The 15907-nt window shown below is 73.5% G+C and carries 13 protein-coding genes; 7 read left to right on the top strand and 6 right to left on the bottom strand.

Annotated features, from left to right (window positions below):
* Positions 1 to 83 precede the first annotated feature (83 nt).
* A complete protein-coding gene (locus ABIA32_RS00450) occupies positions 84 to 527 on the bottom strand; it encodes a MarR family winged helix-turn-helix transcriptional regulator (protein WP_370091601.1) in 444 nt (147 codons plus the stop codon).
* 87 nt (positions 528 to 614) lie between these two features.
* A complete protein-coding gene (locus tag ABIA32_RS00445) occupies positions 615 to 3440 on the bottom strand; it encodes a SpoIIE family protein phosphatase (protein WP_370091600.1) in 2826 nt (941 codons plus the stop codon).
* Positions 3441 to 3630: 190 nt separating this feature from the next.
* Here ABIA32_RS00445 and ABIA32_RS00440 point away from each other — a divergent pair, with 190 nt between their 5' ends.
* Entirely contained in the window at positions 3631 to 4449 is an 819-nt protein-coding gene (locus ABIA32_RS00440; RefSeq protein WP_370091598.1) for a hypothetical protein, read from the top strand.
* A 254-nt stretch (positions 4450 to 4703) separates the two neighbouring features.
* Here the strand turns inward: ABIA32_RS00440 and ABIA32_RS00435 are convergent, their stop codons facing one another.
* Positions 4704 to 6110, bottom strand: coding sequence for a PLP-dependent aminotransferase family protein (locus tag ABIA32_RS00435; protein ID WP_370091597.1), 1407 nt, complete (start codon positions 6108 to 6110; stop codon positions 4704 to 4706).
* Here ABIA32_RS00435 and ABIA32_RS00430 point away from each other — a divergent pair.
* The 5 genes from ABIA32_RS00430 to ABIA32_RS00410 all read left to right on the top strand — a co-directional run bounded on the left by ABIA32_RS00430 (position 6109) and on the right by ABIA32_RS00410 (position 11493).
* Entirely contained in the window at positions 6109 to 7365 is a 1257-nt protein-coding gene (locus ABIA32_RS00430; RefSeq protein WP_370091596.1) for an aminotransferase class V-fold PLP-dependent enzyme, read from the top strand. The genes ABIA32_RS00435 and ABIA32_RS00430 overlap by 2 nt on opposite strands.
* Positions 7365 to 8717 (top strand): MFS transporter, encoded by a 1353-nt coding sequence (locus ABIA32_RS00425; protein WP_370091594.1) that lies wholly within the window; start codon positions 7365 to 7367, stop codon positions 8715 to 8717. Before ABIA32_RS00430 ends, ABIA32_RS00425 begins: the two co-directional genes overlap by 1 nt.
* Positions 8718 to 8779: 62 nt before the next feature.
* Positions 8780 to 9109, top strand: a complete 330-nt coding sequence (locus ABIA32_RS00420; RefSeq protein ID WP_370091593.1) for a rhodanese-like domain-containing protein — start codon at positions 8780 to 8782, stop codon at positions 9107 to 9109.
* Between the two features lie 79 nt (positions 9110 to 9188).
* Entirely contained in the window at positions 9189 to 10910 is a 1722-nt protein-coding gene (locus ABIA32_RS00415) for an AMP-binding protein (RefSeq protein WP_370091592.1), read from the top strand.
* Positions 10911 to 10992: 82 nt separating this feature from the next.
* Positions 10993 to 11493 carry a GNAT family N-acetyltransferase gene (locus tag ABIA32_RS00410; protein ID WP_370091591.1) on the top strand — a complete coding sequence of 167 codons (501 nt, stop codon included), beginning with the start codon at positions 10993 to 10995 and terminating at the stop codon, positions 11491 to 11493.
* A gap of 4 nt (positions 11494 to 11497) precedes the next feature.
* On the opposite strand, the gene ABIA32_RS00405 is transcribed toward ABIA32_RS00410, so the two are convergent.
* The 3 genes from ABIA32_RS00405 to pdhA form a co-directional block, all read right to left on the bottom strand.
* The gene (locus tag ABIA32_RS00405) at positions 11498 to 12973 is read right to left on the bottom strand and encodes a dihydrolipoamide acetyltransferase family protein (RefSeq protein ID WP_370091590.1); all 1476 of its coding nucleotides are present in this window, start codon (positions 12971 to 12973) and stop codon (positions 11498 to 11500) included.
* A gap of 5 nt (positions 12974 to 12978) precedes the next feature.
* Positions 12979 to 13953 carry an alpha-ketoacid dehydrogenase subunit beta gene (locus tag ABIA32_RS00400; RefSeq protein ID WP_370091589.1) on the bottom strand — a complete coding sequence of 325 codons (975 nt, stop codon included), beginning with the start codon at positions 13951 to 13953 and terminating at the stop codon, positions 12979 to 12981.
* Between the two features lie 106 nt (positions 13954 to 14059).
* Positions 14060 to 15199: a pyruvate dehydrogenase (acetyl-transferring) E1 component subunit alpha gene (gene pdhA / locus ABIA32_RS00395; RefSeq protein WP_370091588.1), complete on the bottom strand. Its 1140-nt coding sequence runs from the start codon at positions 15197 to 15199 to the stop codon at positions 14060 to 14062.
* A gap of 202 nt (positions 15200 to 15401) precedes the next feature.
* Here pdhA and ABIA32_RS00390 point away from each other — a divergent pair, with 202 nt between their 5' ends.
* On the top strand, positions 15402 to 15887 hold the full coding sequence (locus ABIA32_RS00390) for an Lrp/AsnC family transcriptional regulator (protein ID WP_370091587.1): 486 nt from the start codon (positions 15402 to 15404) through the stop codon (positions 15885 to 15887).
* The last annotated feature ends 20 nt before the right edge of the window (positions 15888 to 15907 follow it).

Below are 15907 nucleotides of genomic sequence, written 5' to 3'. Positions count from 1 at the left end.
ACATCGCGACTGTTGCGTCTACGATGTGGGGTCCGTCAGGGGCTGTCAAGCACCGCAGGTCAGGGCAGTGCGGTCGGGGGAGCTCAGCGCGGCTCAGCGTTGTAGCGCTCGAGCAGGACGGCGAAGAGGTCGATGTCCTCGTCGGACCAGTGGGCCAGGCGGGACAGGAAGGCCTGGCGGCGCTGTTCGCCGGCCGCGCGCAGCAGTTCCGCGCCGCGGTCCGAGGGGTGGATGATCTGGCCGCGCTGGTCCTCGGGGTCGGGGCTGCGCTCGACCAGGCCGAGCTTCTCCAGGGTCGCCACCTGGCGGCTGACCGTGGACTTGTCCAGCAGGAAGTGCGTGGCCAGGTCGGTGCCGCGGCAGCCGCCGCACTCGCGCAGGTGGTCCAGGATGGCGTAGCTGACCAGGGTCATGCCGGGGTGGATCTGCGAGGCGAGGGCACGGGCGCGGCGCGAGAAAGCGGTGAGCTCGCGCTGAATGCTGTCGATGCTCTCCGTGCGGACGCGCGCGGAAGTCGTCTGGGTCATAGTTGCACTATACAACCACTCTGGGCTCCGCGCGAGCCGAGCTGCTCAGGCCCGTCCGCTCAGCCCCGTCCGCTCAGCCCCGTCCGCTCAGCCCCGCTGTGGGACCGGCAGCGGCAGCTCGAACCAGACGACCTTGCCGACCGCCTTGCGGCTGGTCCCCCAGCGCGCCGACAGCTGGCTGACCAGGCCCAGCCCCCTGCCTTCCTCGTCCAGCGGCTCGGACGGCTCCAGCGAGGGCAGGTTGTGGTCGTCGTCGCTGACTTCGACCAGCAATTTACCGACCCGCATCAGCTGCAGCTCGACGCTGCCCTTGGCGACCCGCAGCGCGTTCGTCACCAGCTCGCTGACCAACAGTTGGGTCACCTCGGACAGGTCGTCCAGGCCCCAGCGCGAGAGCTGGTCCTGCACCAGGCTGCGGGCCCGGCGCACCTCGCTGGCGTCCAGGTGCAGGGACCAGGAGATCACGTCCTGCGGCGCGATGCCGTCGAACCGGGCGATCAGCAGGGCCAGGTCGTCGTTGCGGTCCTCCGTGTGGAGGCGCTCCAGCACGGTGTCGCAGACCTCGTCGGGGCTGCGGCGCGGGTCCACGATGTCGCCGCAGAGAGCCGCCAGGCCGTCCCCTATGTCCCCGCCGCGCATCTCCACCAGGCCGTCGGTGCAGAGCACCAGCATCGAGCCGTCGGTGACCTTGATCTCGCGCGAGGCGAACGGCACGCCGCCGACGCCGATCGGTGCACCGGACGGGATCTCCAGCAGCTCGCCGCGTCCGTCCGGGTGGACCAGCACCGGCGGCACGTGGCCGGCGCTGGCCAGCGTGCAGGTGCGGGCGATCGGGTCGTAGACGGCGTAGAGGCAGGTGGCCAGGTGGTCGTCGCCCAGGCGCTGGGAGAGGTTGTCCAGATGGCGCAGGATCTGACCCGGCGGCAGGTCCAGCGCGGCCAGCGTCTGCATCGCGGTGCGGAACCTGCCCATGGCGACGGCCGAGTGCAGACCGTGGCCCATCACGTCGCCGACCACCAGCGCCACCCGGCTGCCCGGCAGCTGGACCGCGTCGAACCAGTCGCCGCCGACCTCTGCGCGGCGGTCGCCCGGCAGGTAGCGGTGCGCGATCTGGACGCCGGGGATGCGCGGGGGCCTCGTCGGCAGCATGCTGCGCTGCAGGGTGAGCGCGGTGCGCGCCTCCATCCGGTGCAGCCTGGCGTTGTCGATGGAGAGCGCGGCGCGGGCGGCGAGCTCGCGCAGGTAGGAGGCGTCGGCCTCGTCGAAGGCGGGGCGGTGCGCGTCGCGCAGCAGAGTCAGCACGCCGAGGACGGTGCCGCGCGCGGCCAGCGGCAGGGTCAGCATCGAGCGGCCCTCGAAGAGCGCGGTCAGCCCGAGGCCGCCGCGTCCCAGCGCGCAGGCCTGCGCGGTCGCCGCGTCCAGACGCGGGACCAGCACCGGCTTGCCGTTCTGCAGCGCGTAGCCGGAGGGCGTCTCGCCGGAGAGGGTGACCAGGCTGCCCTCGCCGACCAGGTGCTTCCACGGCAGCGTCGTCGCGCCGAAGGAGACGGCGACGCGGCGCAGCGCGGTGGCGTCGTCGGGGCGTTCGCGCGGCAGCTCGGTGTCGGTGATGAGCCGGTCGCGGAGCTCCACGCAGGCGAAATCGGCGATGCCGGGGACGACGACGTCGCAGACCTCGCGCACGGTCTGGTCGAGGTCGAGCGTGGTGCCGATCCGGGCGCCGATGTCGCTGAGCAGGCGCAGCTGCGGGTTGACCTGCTCGGCGTCGGTGTCGTCGGAGGCGGCGGCGACCGCGTCGCCGCCGGCGGCGGCCCCGCCCAGGCTGACGCTCGGCCTGGACGGCGGCCCGGTGAACGGCCCGTCGTCGACGGGCACCCGGCGCGCGGCGGGCTCGGCCGGAGCAGGCGCGGCAGATGCAGAGGGTTCGAGGAGCTCGCTTCCGCTGCCGTCCGCGCCTCCGCTCGCGGGCCGGGCCCGGGTCTGCGGCGGCACGGAGCCGGGCCGGGGTCGGACGGGGGCTTCGGCCGCCTCGCCCGCGTGGGCGGGGTCGCCTTCCCTGCTGTCCGGGGCACTCGCGTGACCGCGCGCGAGGCGGTCCTCGCCGCTGCGGACCAGACGCAGGTCGGTGCCGCGCGGCGGCTGCTCCGGAGGGGCGGCGGGCTGCAGTTGGTCGGGGGCCGGCATGAGCGGCAGGGTCAGGCCGTCCAGCCGCAGCGCGGGGATGCCCGCCTCGACCAGTTGCGCCAGGAGCGTGCGCCGGCGTTCGTCGGCAGCGCGGGGGAGCATGGGCGCAAGCCGCCGCAGCGCGCCTGCCCGCTCGGCACGGCTTCCGCACGGGGTGAACACCGGTTGTGCACGCAGCGCCGTCGCCCCGGCGGGCCCACCCGGACCGGCGGCGGCGAAGGGGAGCAGCTGGTCGCCGATCGCGATCCGCAGCCCGGCACCGCGCAGCTGGCGGGCGTCGGCGGCCAGCACGAGCATGCCGCGGCCGCTGGGCTCGACCGTGCGCCAGGCCCAGCAGTGGATCTCCACCAGCCGCCCGTCACGGTCGGTGACCGCCAGTTCGCCGGCCCAGCAGGGCGCGAAGGTGACCAGGTCGTCGAGGTGGTCGAGGGCGTCGCCCGCGGGCTTGCCGGCGAGCGGCAGCAGCCCGGTGGTGGTGCGGTCGAGCACGTCGTTGCGGCGGTGGCCGAAGAGCTCCTCGGCGCCGAGGTTCCAGTGGGTGAGCCGACCGTCGGAGTCGACCATCAGCGCGGCGAGACGTGCCAGGGCGACGACCCCGGGCAGACCCGCCGACCCGCCCGCCGCCTGCGGCGGCGTCGCGTTCGCCGGGCCTCGCTTGCCTGGCTCGCTGCCTGCCTCGGACGCTGCGAAGGTCTCCTCCGTCATCTCACCCTCTCTCAGCGACTCCATGACTCCCTACAGTCGAGTACCCCAGGCAAGCACGAATCCTGCAGGGCTAACCCGATATTGGAGAACATTTGCCGTGTCCCGTAGCGCGTGCGGGCGCGCACGCCCTAGTGTGCGCCCTTCGTGCCCGGGACAGGGACAGTAGGGTGACCGGGCGGGCACGCGCGCCAAACAACGACTAGTGAGGTTCCTGATGACTACCGACCGTGGTCGCGGGCCCGGTGAGCTTGACGAACCGACCGCCCCGGTCCGCTGGACGGATCCCGAGGAGCCCGAGCTGGAGGCGCGTGTCGTGCGCGCCGAGGCCGAGTGGGTCGACGCCGAGGTCGCGGTCGAGACCCTCCGGATCGAGCTGGACAACTTCGCCCTCGTCCACCATCAGCGGCTCGGCCCGATGTATGTCCGGCTGGACGAGCTCGACGCCCTGATCGCCGAAGCCCGGGCCGCCCGCAGCGGCAGCGCGGAGGACCTGCGGCGCGCGTACGAGGCGCGCAGCGTGCTGGAGCCGATGCCGGATCTGGCCGCCTTCTTCGAGGGCGACGCGGCGGCGGCCGAGGAGGCCGTCCCGATGCCGCAGGCCCCGGACCGGATCCGCCCGGACCGCGAGGCCCAGCGTCTCTTTCGCGAGCTGGCGCGCCGGGCGCATCCGGATCTGGCGCAGGAGCCGGAGGAGGTCCGCCGCCGCGGCGAGTTCATCGCCCGGGTCAACGAGGCGTACGCACGCGGCGACGTGCTGGCGCTGGAGGCGCTGGCGCAGGAGTGGGCCGACGGCGACACGTTCCGGCCGGAGGCCGGTACCCCGGAGCGGGTGGTCTGGCTGCGCCAGCGCCTGGAGTGGCTGGAGAGCCGGCTCCGCAGCTTGGGCGCGACGCGCGCGGAGCTCGAGGGCGGCCCGATGGGCCAGCTGCTGATGCTGCTGCCTGACGACCCGGACGCGCTGCTGGAAGTTCTGGCGGAACAGCTGCTCACGTCCGTGGCGGAGCGTCAGTCAGAGCTGGAAGCGTTGCTCTGAAGGGCTAGTTGCACCATCAGGGGCGCGAGGAACTGCGCGACAATCCCCCAGCCTTCGGCCGGGAGGTGCCCCCTCCCACGGAGCTGGCGGGCCGAACGGTCAGGGCCATCCGTACAGGGGGGTTTCTCGCGCAGTTCCCCGCGCCCCTGGGTGGTTGCAACCGGCCCTCCGTCGTGATCTGTCGCGCCCATCCGGCGGAGCCGCAAATCGGCAGAGCCCCGCGCCCCTGGCGTGCTGCAACTTCCCCGCCGCCGTCAGCTCAAGCCTCCGACCTCCCCCAGGCGCTTGGCTCCCTCTCGCAACTCTTCCGCTGACGCAGCCGCCGCGAAGCCCACCCGAACGTAGGGCCCGTCCGGCTCCGCCGGGAAGTAGCGGTGGCCGGGGTCGATCGCCACGCCCCGTTCACGCGCCGCGTCCACCGTGGCCGTGGGATCCAGGCGATCCGGCAGGCGGAGCCAAAGGTGCAGGCCGCCCGAGACCTGCTGCTCGACGAGCCAGTCCGCGCAGTCACGGGCCAGCGCGTCGGTGAGGACCGCCGCGCGGTCGCGCAGAGTCGTCGTCAGCGCGCGGACGTGGCGGTCCCAGCCGGGGCCGCTGAGGAGTTCCAGCGCAGCCTCCTGCAGGGGCCGGGAGACGAAGAAGTCGTCCACGCGTCGCATGCCGCGCAGCCGCCGCGTCACCGGGCCGCGCGCGATCACCGCGCCGATGCGAAGGCTGGGGGAGGCGGGCTTGGTCAGCGAGGTGACGTGGACGACCGTGCCGTCGCGGTCGTCGGCGACCAGCGGGCGGGGCACGGGGCCGAAGCCGTGGCCGAGGTGGCGGGCGAAGTCGTCCTCGATCAGGAACGCGCCCGCCGCGCGCGCCACGTCCACGATCTGGCGGCGGCGCTCGGGGGCGAGCACGACGCCGGTCGGGTTGTGGAAGGTCGGCTGGCAGTAGAGGACGCGTGCGCCGGTCATGGCGAAGGCATCCGCCAGCAGCTCGGGGCGCAGGCCGTCCCCGTCCATCGGCACCGGGACCGGCCGCAGCCCCGCCGCCCGCGCCGCGGCCAACGCGCCCGGGTAGGTCGGGGACTCGAACAGGACCGGGCTGCCCGGTGTCGTCAGCGCGCGGAAGAGCATCGACAGTGCGCCCTGGCCGCCGCCGGTGACCAGCACGTCGTCCGGCTCGACCGAGGCGCCGGCCTGGCGGGCGAAGACGGCCCGCAGCGGGGAGAGGCCGGCGGCCGGGGCGCGGTCCCAGGCGTCCGGGCGCCTGGCGGCGCGGGCCAGCGCCGCGCCGAGCAGGCGGGCGGGTTGCAGGTCCGGGTGCAGATAGCCGCCGGCCAGGTCGACGATCCCCTCGGGCAGCGGCCGGGCAGGAGGCTCGCCGAGGTCGAGCGCGGCATCGCGCCCAGGCAGGGCGACGGCCTGCCAGGAGGTGTCCGGTGCGTCCGCTCCGGGACGGCTGCGGCGCGGGGCCACGTAGGTGCCGCTGCCCGGCCGAGTGACCACCGCGCCCTCGGCGGCCAGCTGGGCGATCGCGCGCGAGACGGTGACCGGACTGACGCCGTGACGGGTGATCAGTTCGCGGCTGCTGGGAAGCCGGTCGCCGGGGACGAGCCGGGCGAGCTCCTCGCGGAGGATCGTCACCAGGGCGGCAGTACTGCTACTGTCGGACATGAAGATACAGGATAGCGCTTCTCTGACTGAGGCAGAACCGCTCCTTGACCTGGCGGCGCTCCGGGCCGACACCCCGGGCTGCGACTCGGTGATCCACTTCAACAACGCGGGTTGCGGACTGACGGCCCGTCCGGTCCTGCGCGCGATGCTCGGCCACCTCGAACTGGAGGCCCACATCGGCGGCTACGAGGCCGCCGCCGTCCGCGAGGCGGAGGTGCGCGGCTTCTACACCTCGCTCGGTGAGCTCATCGGCTCCTCCCCCGACACCATCGCCTTCGCTGCCAGCGCCACCCACGCCTACGCCAAAGCCCTCTCCGCGATCGACTTCGCGCCCGGCGACGTGGTGCTGACCACGCGCAACGACTTCATCTCCAACCAGATCGCCTTCCTCGCGCTGCGCCGCCGCCTCGGGGTGGAGATCGTGCACGCCCCCGACCTCCCGGACGGCAGCGGCGTCGACGTGGCCGCGATGGCCGCGCTGATGCGGTCCCGGCGCCCCCGGTTGGTCGCTGCGACGCACGTGCCCACCAACTCCGGCCTGGTGCAGCCGGTCGCGGAGATCGGGCGGCACTCCCGCGAGCTGGACCTGCTGTATCTGGTCGACGCCTGCCAGTCCGTCGGCCAGCTTCCGGTCGACGTGGCGGAGATCGGCTGCGACCTGCTGACCGCGACCTGCCGCAAGTTCCTGCGCGGCCCGCGAGGCTCGGGCTTTCTCTTCGTCTCCGAGCGGGCGCTCAGGGCCGGCTACGAGCCGCAGTTCATCGACATGCGCGGGGCTCGCTGGACCGGACCCGACCAGTACCGGGCGGTCGACACCGCCGCGCGCTTCGAGGAGTGGGAGTTCCCTTACGCGACCGTGCTCGGCTGCGCGGAGGCGGTGCGCTACGCCTTGCGCGTCGGCGTCGCACCGGCCGGGCGTCGGGCCATGGCGTTGGCCGCGCGGCTGCGCGCGGGGCTGGGCGGGCTGCCCGGGACCCGCCTGCTCGACGGCGGCCGGAACCCCGCCGCGCTGGTCACCTTCGCGATCGAGGGCTGGTCGGCGCGTCCCTTCAAGGCCGCGCTGGACGCGCGCGGAGTCAACTCGGCCCTGAGCTACCGCGAGTTCGCCCAGTTCGACTTCGGCGACAAGGACGTCGAGTGGTGCCTGCGGCTGTCGCCGCACTACTACAACACCGAGGACGAGGTCGACGCCGTCGTGGCCTCCGTCGGCGAGCTCGCGGCCGCCGGCGAGCAGGCGGCCGGGGGTGAGCGCTGATGGCGGGGACGCCTTCCGCGGCTTCCGCGCCCTCCGCGCCTTCCGCGGTCGACGCCGCGTCGGCCGACGGCGCGGCGCGGGCCGAGAGTCTCTGGCGCAACGGCGACTTCCTGCGCTTCTGGCTCGGCGAGACCGTCTCGCTGCTGGGGACGCAGGTCACCAATCTCGCCCTGCCGCTCACCGCGATCCGTGCCTTCGGAGCGAGCGACGCCCAGGTGGGTGTGCTCCGCTTCCTGCAACTTGTGCCGTACCTCGGACTCGCTCTGCTGATCGGCGTCTGGACCGACCGGCGCCGCCGGAGGCCGGTGATGCTCGGCGCCAATGCGGTGCGGCTGGTGCTGATCGGGCTGGTGCCGCTGCTCGCCTGGGCGCACCGGCTCGACATGGCCGGTCTGCTCGTCATCGCCTGCGCGGTCGGCGTCGCCTCCGTCGTGTTCGACGTGAGCTGGATGTCGTACGTGCCGGTCCTGGTCCGCAGCCCCGATCACTACGTCGAGGCCGGCGCCAAGATGGGAATCAGCTCCTCCGCCGCCGACGTGGCCGGCCCCGGGCTCGCCGGGCTGCTCGTCTCGGCGCTGACCGCGCCGGTGGCGCTGCTGGTCGACGCCGCCTCCTACGCGGTGTCGCTGTTCTCGCTGCTGCTGATCCGCACACCCGAGCCGCGTCCGGACCGGTCGGCAGCGCCCCGGCACGCGCCGACCGAGCTGCGCGACGGTCTGCGCTGGGTCTTCGGCAGCCCGGTGCTGCGGGCGCTGGCGCTGGTGGGCTGCTGCTGCAACTTCTCGATGATCACGGTCTGGACGATGTTCCTGATCCACGGCACCCGGGACCTGCATCTCTCCTCGACCGTGCTCGGCGGCGTCTTCGCGACCGCCTCGGTCGGCGGGCTGATCGGCGCGACGCTCTCCCGGCGGGTGATCGCCCGCTTCCCGCTGGGTCGCGTCTACCTGGTGGCGCAGTCGGGACTGCTGCTCGGGCCGACGCTGATCGTGCTGGCGGCCGGTCCGCAGCCGGTGCGGATCGCGATGTTCGTGCTCTCGTTCTTCACCACCTATCTGGGCCTGGGCGTCGCCGGGGTGATCATCGTCAGCCTGCGCCAGGCCGGCACTCCGCAGTCGATGATGGGCCGGATGACCGCGGTGTTCCGCACGCTGCTCTTCGGCGGCGGCGCGCTGGGCGGACTCTTCGCCGGGCTGCTGTCGGGCGCGATCGGCGCGGAGCCGGCGCTGCGCGTGGCCGCGGCCGCGTCGGCCCTCGCCGTCGCCGGGCTGTTGGTCTCGCCGGTGATCCGCCTGCGCGAGCTGCCGCGGCAGCCGGAGCGGGAGGAACAGCGAGAGGAACAGGAGGGGTAGGCGATCGGCGTGGCGGCTGGGGGACAATGGACGGGCCAGCAGCCGAACCCGGGAGTGTCCGCATGTTCCACTCGTCCGTCCCCACCGTCGACGTCGCCTCCGTCCCCGCCGACGGCGTCCTGCTGGACGTCCGCGAACAGGACGAGTGGGACGCCGGGCACGCCTCCGACGCGGTCCACATCCCGATGAGCGAGTTCGTCGCCCGGATCGGGGAGCTGCCCGAGGCCGAGCCGCTCTACGTGGTCTGCCGGGTGGGCGGGCGCTCCGCGCAGGTCGTGCAGTACCTGGTCGCGCAGGGCCGGGAGGCGCTGAACGTCGACGGTGGGATGTTCGCCTGGGAGGCGGCGGGCCGTGGGCTGGTCAGCGAGGGCGGCGAGGCGTTCGTCCTCTGACGCACCCTTGAAGTCGCAGGGAGCACGCGGTATCAACACAGAGAACTGACGGAACGTCAGAAACTCTGGGGGTCGCCGCATGAACGCACTCGTCGACGCCGTCCTCGCCCAGCGCGGCAGTGAGCGCTTGGCCCTGGTCGGCGAGGGCTTCCGCCACACGCGGGACGCGACCCTGCGGATGGCCTGCGCGCGGGCCGCGCTGCTCAGGGAGCGGCTGGCCGATGCCGCGCATCCGCACGTCGGGCTGCTGCTGGAGAACACTCCGGAGTACGTGGCCTGGCTGGAGGGCGCGGTCCTGGCCGGGGCCACCGTCGTCGGCGTCAACCCGACCCGGCGCGGGCCCGACCTGCTGCGGGACATCCGGCACACCGACTGCGCCCTGCTGGTCACCGAGGCGCGGCTGCTGCCGCTGCTGGACGGACTGGCGCCCGGACTGCCGGTACTCGTCGTCGACACTGCCGAGTACGCGGCAGCGCTGGCCCCCTACGCCGACGCGGATCCGCCGGGCGTGCTCCCCGGCCCGGACACCCGCCTGCTGCTGACCTTCACCTCCGGCTCGACCGGCGCGCCCAAGGCGGTGCTGTGCAGCCAGGGCCGGCTGGCACGGGCGGGGGACAAGCTGCGCGAGCAGTTCCGGCTCACCGCCGCCGACACCGGCTACGGCTGCATGCCGCTCTTCCACGGCAACGCGCTGATGGGCCTCTGGGCCCCGCTGCTGCTCGCGGGCGGCACGATCGCGCTGCGCAGGCGCTTCTCCGCGACCCGCTTCCTCGACGACGTGCGGGAGTTCGACGTGGGCTACTTCACCTATGTGGGCCGGGCGATCTCGTATGTGCTGGCCGCCGAGCCACGCCCGGACGACGCGGACAACCCGGTGCGGCTCGGCTTCGGCACCGAGGCGGGTGCGGTGGACGCGGCCCGCTTCGAGCAGCGCTTCGGCTGCCGCCTGGTCGAGGGTTACGGCTCCTCCGAGGGCGGCTGCAACCTCAAGCAGGACCCGGCGGCACCACCCGGAGCGGTCGGCCGGAAGGGCTCGGGCCCGCACGACGACCTGGCGGTCGTCGACCCCGAGACCGGCAAGGAGTGCCCGCGTTCACGCTTCGACGCGGCGGGCCGGCTGCTCAACGGGGAGGAGGCGATCGGCGAGCTGGTCAACCGGACCGCGCGGGTGGGCTTCGAGGGCTACTGGCGCAACGACGCGGCGGGCGCGGCCCGGCTGCGCGACGGCTGGTACTGGACCGGGGACCTCTTCCACCGCGACGCGGAGGGGTGGTTCCGCTTCGCCGGCCGCAGCGCGGACTGGCTGCGCGTCGACAGCGAGAACCTCGCGGTCGCGGACATCGAGAACATCCTCGCCCGCTGGGAGCCGGCCGCGGCGGTCGCCGTCTACGCGGTCCCTGACCCGGTGGCCGGTGACCAGGTGATGGCGGCGGTGGAACTGCGGGCGGGGGTCGCGGCGGACGTGGCGGTTGCGGCGAACGTGGGCGAACTGGCGGACTCGTTGGGGGACTTCCTCGCCCGGCAGCCCGATCTGGGCACCAAGATGCCGCCGCGCTTCGTCCGCTTCGTCACGCGGATGCCGGTGACCGCGACGCACAAGACCGCCAAGACCGGGCTGCGCGCCGAGCGGTGGGACGCGGTCGGCGCGGACCTGGTGCTATGGCGTCCCTACGGCCGGGACGTGGCCGGGGAGTTGGCGTACCGTCCCTTCGAGGCGGCGGACGCGGCGGCACTCGCGGCGCTCTTCGCCGAGCACGGACGGGCGGAACTGATCGACCAAAACAGGGTGTCCCACGGCTGATCGATCAGTAATGATGAGTTCGGACTGGTGATCCACGACCTGGTGATCCACGACCTCAGCCAGGCACCGAAGAAGGGCTCCCATGACCTACGGCACCGCAGACCTGCTCCGCACCGACCGCATCGAGCTGCGCCCGATCACTCCGGCTGCCGCGGCCGAGCTCAGGGCGGGCGGGAACGGCGGCTTCGAGTGGGCCCCCGGCGGCCCGTACCAAGGCACGCTCGACGCCTGCGGCGCACTGCTCAAGGCCTACGAGGCGGGCGTCTACCAGGAGGCCTGGGGCGCGTGGGCGATCATCCGCCGGGCCGACGGGCGTGCCGTCGGCGGCTGCGGTTTCCACGGCGCGCCGCTGGGCGGCGTCTGCGAGATCGGCTACGACCTCGCGGACTCCGCGCGCGGCCAGGGCTTCGCCACCGAGGCCGCCGGCCTGGTCACCGGGTACGCGCTGGCGCAGCCTGGCGTGGAGACGGTCGTCGCCCACACCGAGCCGGCGAACATCCCCTCCCAGGCCGTCCTCGACCGCGCGGGCTTCACCCGCGACGGCGAGGACGGCGACCTCTTCCGCTTCGTGCGCCGCGCTTGATCCCTCAGAGGTAGCGGAGCAGCCCTGCCGGGGATTCGACCGCGTCCGCGACGAAGCGGAGGAAGCCCCCGGCGGTGGCGCCGTCGCAGACGCGGTGGTCGAAGGTGAAGGACAGCTGGACGACACTGCGGATCGTCAGTTCCTCGTCCACGACCCAGGGTTTGCGGGCGATCCGGCCCACACCGAGCATGGCCGCCTCGGGGTGGTTGATGATCGGCGTCGAGCCGTCGACGCCGAACACGCCGTAGTTGTTGAGGGTGAAGGTGCCCCCGGTCAGTTCGGCAGGGGTGAGCGTCCCGGCGCGGGCGGCCTCCGTCAGCCGGGCGATCTCCTGGGCGAGGCCCTCGGTCGTCCGCTTGTCCGCGTCGCGGACGACCGGCACGACGAGCCCGCGCTCGGTCTGCGCGGCGAAGCCGAGATGCACGGAGCGGTGCCGACGGACACCGGTCGGACGCCCGTCCTCTCCGAGCTCGACGCTCGCGTTGAGCGCGGGGAAGCGCGCGAGCGCGGCGACGCAGATGCGCGCGAAGAGCGGCAGCACGCCGACCCCGGCGGCGGCCTTGGCCTCCAGCAGACGGGTGGCATCGGCGTCGACCCAGCAGGTGGCGTCGGGGATCTCGGTCCGACTGCGAGCGAACCGCTCGGCGGCGATCCTTGCTCCGCCGCGCAGGGGGATGAACTCGCCCTCGGCGGCCGTGGGTTGGCTGATCGGCGCGACCGACGGCGCGACCTGCGCCGCGCGCTCGACATCCGCCCGCATGATCAGCCCGTCACGCCCGGTCCCGACGACCCCGGCCAGATCCACCCCGGTCTCCCGCGCGAACCGCCGCACCAGCGGCGAAATCACGGCCACGGCTCCCCGGGCCTCCGGCCCGGCGGAGCTGTGGGGGTGCTGGTCTGGGCTGGTCGTGGTCACGCCCGAGCCCACCGGGGCCTGCGGCCCGGTGGTGCCGCCCATGCTGGGCACTCCGGCGGCCTGCGGCCCCAGCGACGAGCCGGGAGCCACGAGAGCAGTATTGCCGCCTGCGCCCGAACTGCCCGCTTGGGCTTGGCGTCCGGCGGGGCCCGCTCCAGGCCCGGTCGTGCCCCCGCCCGCCAGGGCCTGCGGCCCGGCGGTGGTGCTGGACGGGTGGGCCACGCGCCTGCGGCGGGGGCCGGTGGAGTGGGTGGTGCCGTAGCCGACGAGGACGTTGCCGGAGCCGCCGCCTGATTCCGAGCCGGAACCGGAGGCGGGCTCGCTGACCGCGACCGTGATCAGCGGGGCGCCCACCGGGACCTCCGTGCCGTCGGGGCCGGCCAGAGTGGTGACCACGCCCGCGTAGGGGCAGGGGACTTCGACGACCGCCTTGGCCGTCTCGACCTCCGCCACCGGCTGGTCGACGGCGATGACATCGCCGACCGCCACCAGCCAGCGGACGATCTCGGCGGAGGTCAGGCCCTCGCCGAGGTCGGGGAGCGTGAAGGTGCGTACCGAGGCCATGGGCGTCACTGCTCCCACTGGAGTAGGGCCACGGCGTCGAGGATCCGGTCGACACCGGGGAGGTGGTGGCGTTCCAGCATCGGCGGCGGGTAGGGGATGTCGAAGCCGGTCACCCGCAGCACCGGGGCCGCCAGGTGGTGGAAGCAGCGTTCCGTCACCCGCGCCGCGATCTCCGCGCCGACGCCGCCGAAGCCGGAGGCTTCGTGCACGACCACCGCGCGACCTGTTGCCCGGACCGCCGCGCAGACCGTCTCGTCGTCGAAGGGGACGAGCGAGCGCAGGTCCACGACCGTCAGATCCCAGCCCTCGGCCTTCGCCGCCTCCGCCGCTTCGAGGCAGACGGGGAGCGAGGGGCCGTAGGTGAGGAGCGTGGCGGAGGACCCGGTACGGCGGACGACCGCGCGGCCGATCGGCTCGACCGGTGCCGGGGTGAACTCGTCCTTGGACCAGTAGAGCCGCTTGGGCTCCAGGAAGACGACCGGGTCGTCAGAGGCGATCGCCGCGCGCAGCAGGCCGTAGCCGTCCGCCACCGTCGCCGGGGTGACCACGTGCAGGCCCGGCGTGTGCGCGTAGTACGCCTCGCTGGAGTCGCTGTGGTGCTCCACGCCGCCGATGCCGCCGCCGTAGGGGACGCGGATGGTGATCGGGAGCGGCAGCTTGCCCGCCGTGCGGTTGCGCATCTTCGCGACGTGCGAGACGAGCTGCTCGAACGCCGGGTACGCGAACGCGTCGAACTGCATCTCCACGACCGGCCGCAGGCCGTACATCGCCATGCCGACGGCCGTGCCGAGGATTCCGGCCTCGGCCAGCGGAGTGTCCAGGCAGCGTTGCGAGCCGAACTCCGCGGCCAGGCCGTCGGTGATCCGGAAGACGCCGCCGAGGGTGCCCACGTCCTCGCCCAGGACGTGGACGTCCGGGTCCTCCCGCAGCGCGTCGCCGAGGGCGGTGTTCAGGGCCTGGGCCAGTGTTGCCGTACTCACCGCTGTTCCTTTCGCGCTTCGCTTCGGCTCCGCTTCGGGCCGGTGCCTACTTCGCTCGTTCCTCGCTGCGCAGGCCCCCACCCTGCGCTGCACCTCAGCTCGCCGCTCATCGTGCGTCGGCCTCCGCGGCGAGCTCGGCTGCCAGCAGGGCTGCCTGCTCGCGGAGTTGGGGGGTGGGTTCGGCGTAGACGTGGGTGAAGAGGGAGAGCGGGTCGAGCTCCGGTTCCGCGTGGAACTCGGCGCGCATCTCCCCGGCCAGCTCTTCCGCCGCCTCGGCCGCGGCCGCGACCTCCGCGTCGTCGATCAGGCCGGCCTCGCGCAGATGCGTCTCCAGCATCGCCAGCGGGTCGCGCGCCTGCCAGGCGGCGACCTCCTCGGGGGTGCGGTAGCGGGTCGCGTCGTCGGCGTTGGTGTGCGCCTCGAGGCGGTAGGTGACCGCTTCGACCAGGACCGGGCCGCGGCCGGAGCGGGCGTGCTCGACGGCCTCGGTCAGCACGCTGTGCATCGCCGCCGCGTCGTTCCCGTCGACCAGGCGGCCGCTGATGCCGTAGCCGACGGCCTTGTGCGCGAGCGTCGGCGCGGCGGACTGCTTCGCCAGCGGGACGGAGATCGCGTAGCCGTTGTTCTGGACGAGGAAGACGACCGGCGCGTTCAGCACTCCCGCGAAGTTCAGCGCCTCGTGGAAGTCGCCTTCGCTGGTGCCGCCGTCGCCGACCAGGGCGAGCGCCACCACGTCGTCCCCGCGCAGCCGGGCCGCGTGGGCGAGGCCGACCGCGTGCGGGGCCTGGGTGGCCAGCGGCGTGGAGAGCGGGGCGACGCGGTGGGCCTTCGGGTCCCAGCCGTGGTGCGCGTTGCCACGCAGCAGCGTCAGCGCCTCGACCGGCCGGACGCCGCGCGAGACGACGGCGAGGGTGTCGCGGTAGCTGGGGAAGAGCCAGTCGGTCTCACGCAGCGCCATGGCGGCGGCGATCTGGCAGGCCTCCTGCCCGGTCGAGGCCGGGTAGACGGCGAGGCGCCCCTGCTTGGTGAGGGTGGTCGCCTGCTGGTTGTAGCGCCGGCCGAGGACCAGGCGGCGGTACAGCTCGCGCAGCAGTTCGGCGTCGAGCTTGTCGGCGGCCTGCGTGCCGAGCACGCGCAGCGGCTCGGGGTCGGGCAGCAGCGGGGCTGGGTCGCGACGCGGGCCGTGGGCGTCGGGTGGCCAGACGGAGCCCATCGGAGCGCCCGCGGGTTGGTCGAGAAGGGTCATCTCGGCACCTCCGGGAGGGTGGGTGGGGGTGATGAGGCGCATAGGGGATGTGGGCAGCGAGTGCCGCAGAGAGGGGTGCCTCTCCCTACCGATTGTTCGGTTGATTGATCGAACTGACTACTCTTGCGGCGCAGTGGTGGACAAACGGCTGCGGCGGCGCTTCGCTGGAAGCAGGTCGTCCACAATGGGAGGGCAGGGGGCCATGACCGCTGAACAGATGGCCGGGGCGGCGGAGCAGCGCTCGCTGGACCGGATCGACAAGGCCATCCTGCGCCTTCTGCAGCAGGATGGACGCGCCTCGATTCGCTCGGTCGCGGAGCGCGTGCACGTCTCCCGCGCCAATGCGTACGCGCGGATCTCGCGACTGGTGGACGACGGGGTGATCCGCGGCTTCACCGCCCGCGTCGACCACGAACGCGCAGGCCAGGGCGCCGCGGCGTACATCACGCTGAAGGTGGTGCAGAACTCCTGGCGGTCGGTGCGCGGCGCGCTGCTGGAGCTGCCGGGGGTGGAGCACATCGCGCTGGTGGGCGGCGAGTTCGACGTGCTCATGCTGGTGCACACGGTGGACAACCGGGCGCTGCGCGACCTGGTGCTGAACCGGATCCAGTCGATCCCCGGCGTGCTCGGGACGCAGACGCTGCTGGTCTTCGAGGAGACGGATCGGATACCCGTCCTGCCGGACTGAGCAGCCTGCCGGACTGAGCT

It is taken from the genome of Streptacidiphilus sp. MAP12-20 (assembly GCF_041262525.1).
Classification (GTDB): Bacteria; Actinomycetota; Actinomycetes; order Streptomycetales; family Streptomycetaceae; genus Streptacidiphilus.
Note: the sequence above shows the minus strand (reverse complement) of the source record. Positions and strands in the feature narration are given on the sequence as shown.

What these genes read in the sequence shown, in the direction of transcription:
- ABIA32_RS00450 (WP_370091601.1), bottom strand. Translation starts at nt 527, where the DNA reads ATGACCCAGACGACTTCCGCGCGCGTCCGCACGGAGAGCATCGACAGC.
- ABIA32_RS00445 (WP_370091600.1), bottom strand. Translation starts at nt 3,440, where the DNA reads ATGGAGTCGCTGAGAGAGGGTGAGATGACGGAGGAGACCTTCGCAGCG.
- ABIA32_RS00440 (WP_370091598.1), top strand. Translation starts at nt 3,631, where the DNA reads ATGACTACCGACCGTGGTCGCGGGCCCGGTGAGCTTGACGAACCGACC.
- ABIA32_RS00430 (WP_370091596.1), top strand. Translation starts at nt 6,109, where the DNA reads ATGAAGATACAGGATAGCGCTTCTCTGACTGAGGCAGAACCGCTCCTT.
- ABIA32_RS00435 (WP_370091597.1), bottom strand. Translation starts at nt 6,110, where the DNA reads ATGTCCGACAGTAGCAGTACTGCCGCCCTGGTGACGATCCTCCGCGAG.
- ABIA32_RS00425 (WP_370091594.1), top strand. Translation starts at nt 7,365, where the DNA reads ATGGCGGGGACGCCTTCCGCGGCTTCCGCGCCCTCCGCGCCTTCCGCG.
- ABIA32_RS00420 (WP_370091593.1), top strand. Translation starts at nt 8,780, where the DNA reads ATGTTCCACTCGTCCGTCCCCACCGTCGACGTCGCCTCCGTCCCCGCC.
- ABIA32_RS00415 (WP_370091592.1), top strand. Translation starts at nt 9,189, where the DNA reads ATGAACGCACTCGTCGACGCCGTCCTCGCCCAGCGCGGCAGTGAGCGC.
- ABIA32_RS00410 (WP_370091591.1), top strand. Translation starts at nt 10,993, where the DNA reads ATGACCTACGGCACCGCAGACCTGCTCCGCACCGACCGCATCGAGCTG.
- ABIA32_RS00405 (WP_370091590.1), bottom strand. Translation starts at nt 12,973, where the DNA reads ATGGCCTCGGTACGCACCTTCACGCTCCCCGACCTCGGCGAGGGCCTG.
- pdhA (WP_370091588.1), bottom strand. Translation starts at nt 15,199, where the DNA reads ATGACCCTTCTCGACCAACCCGCGGGCGCTCCGATGGGCTCCGTCTGG.
- ABIA32_RS00390 (WP_370091587.1), top strand. Translation starts at nt 15,402, where the DNA reads ATGACCGCTGAACAGATGGCCGGGGCGGCGGAGCAGCGCTCGCTGGAC.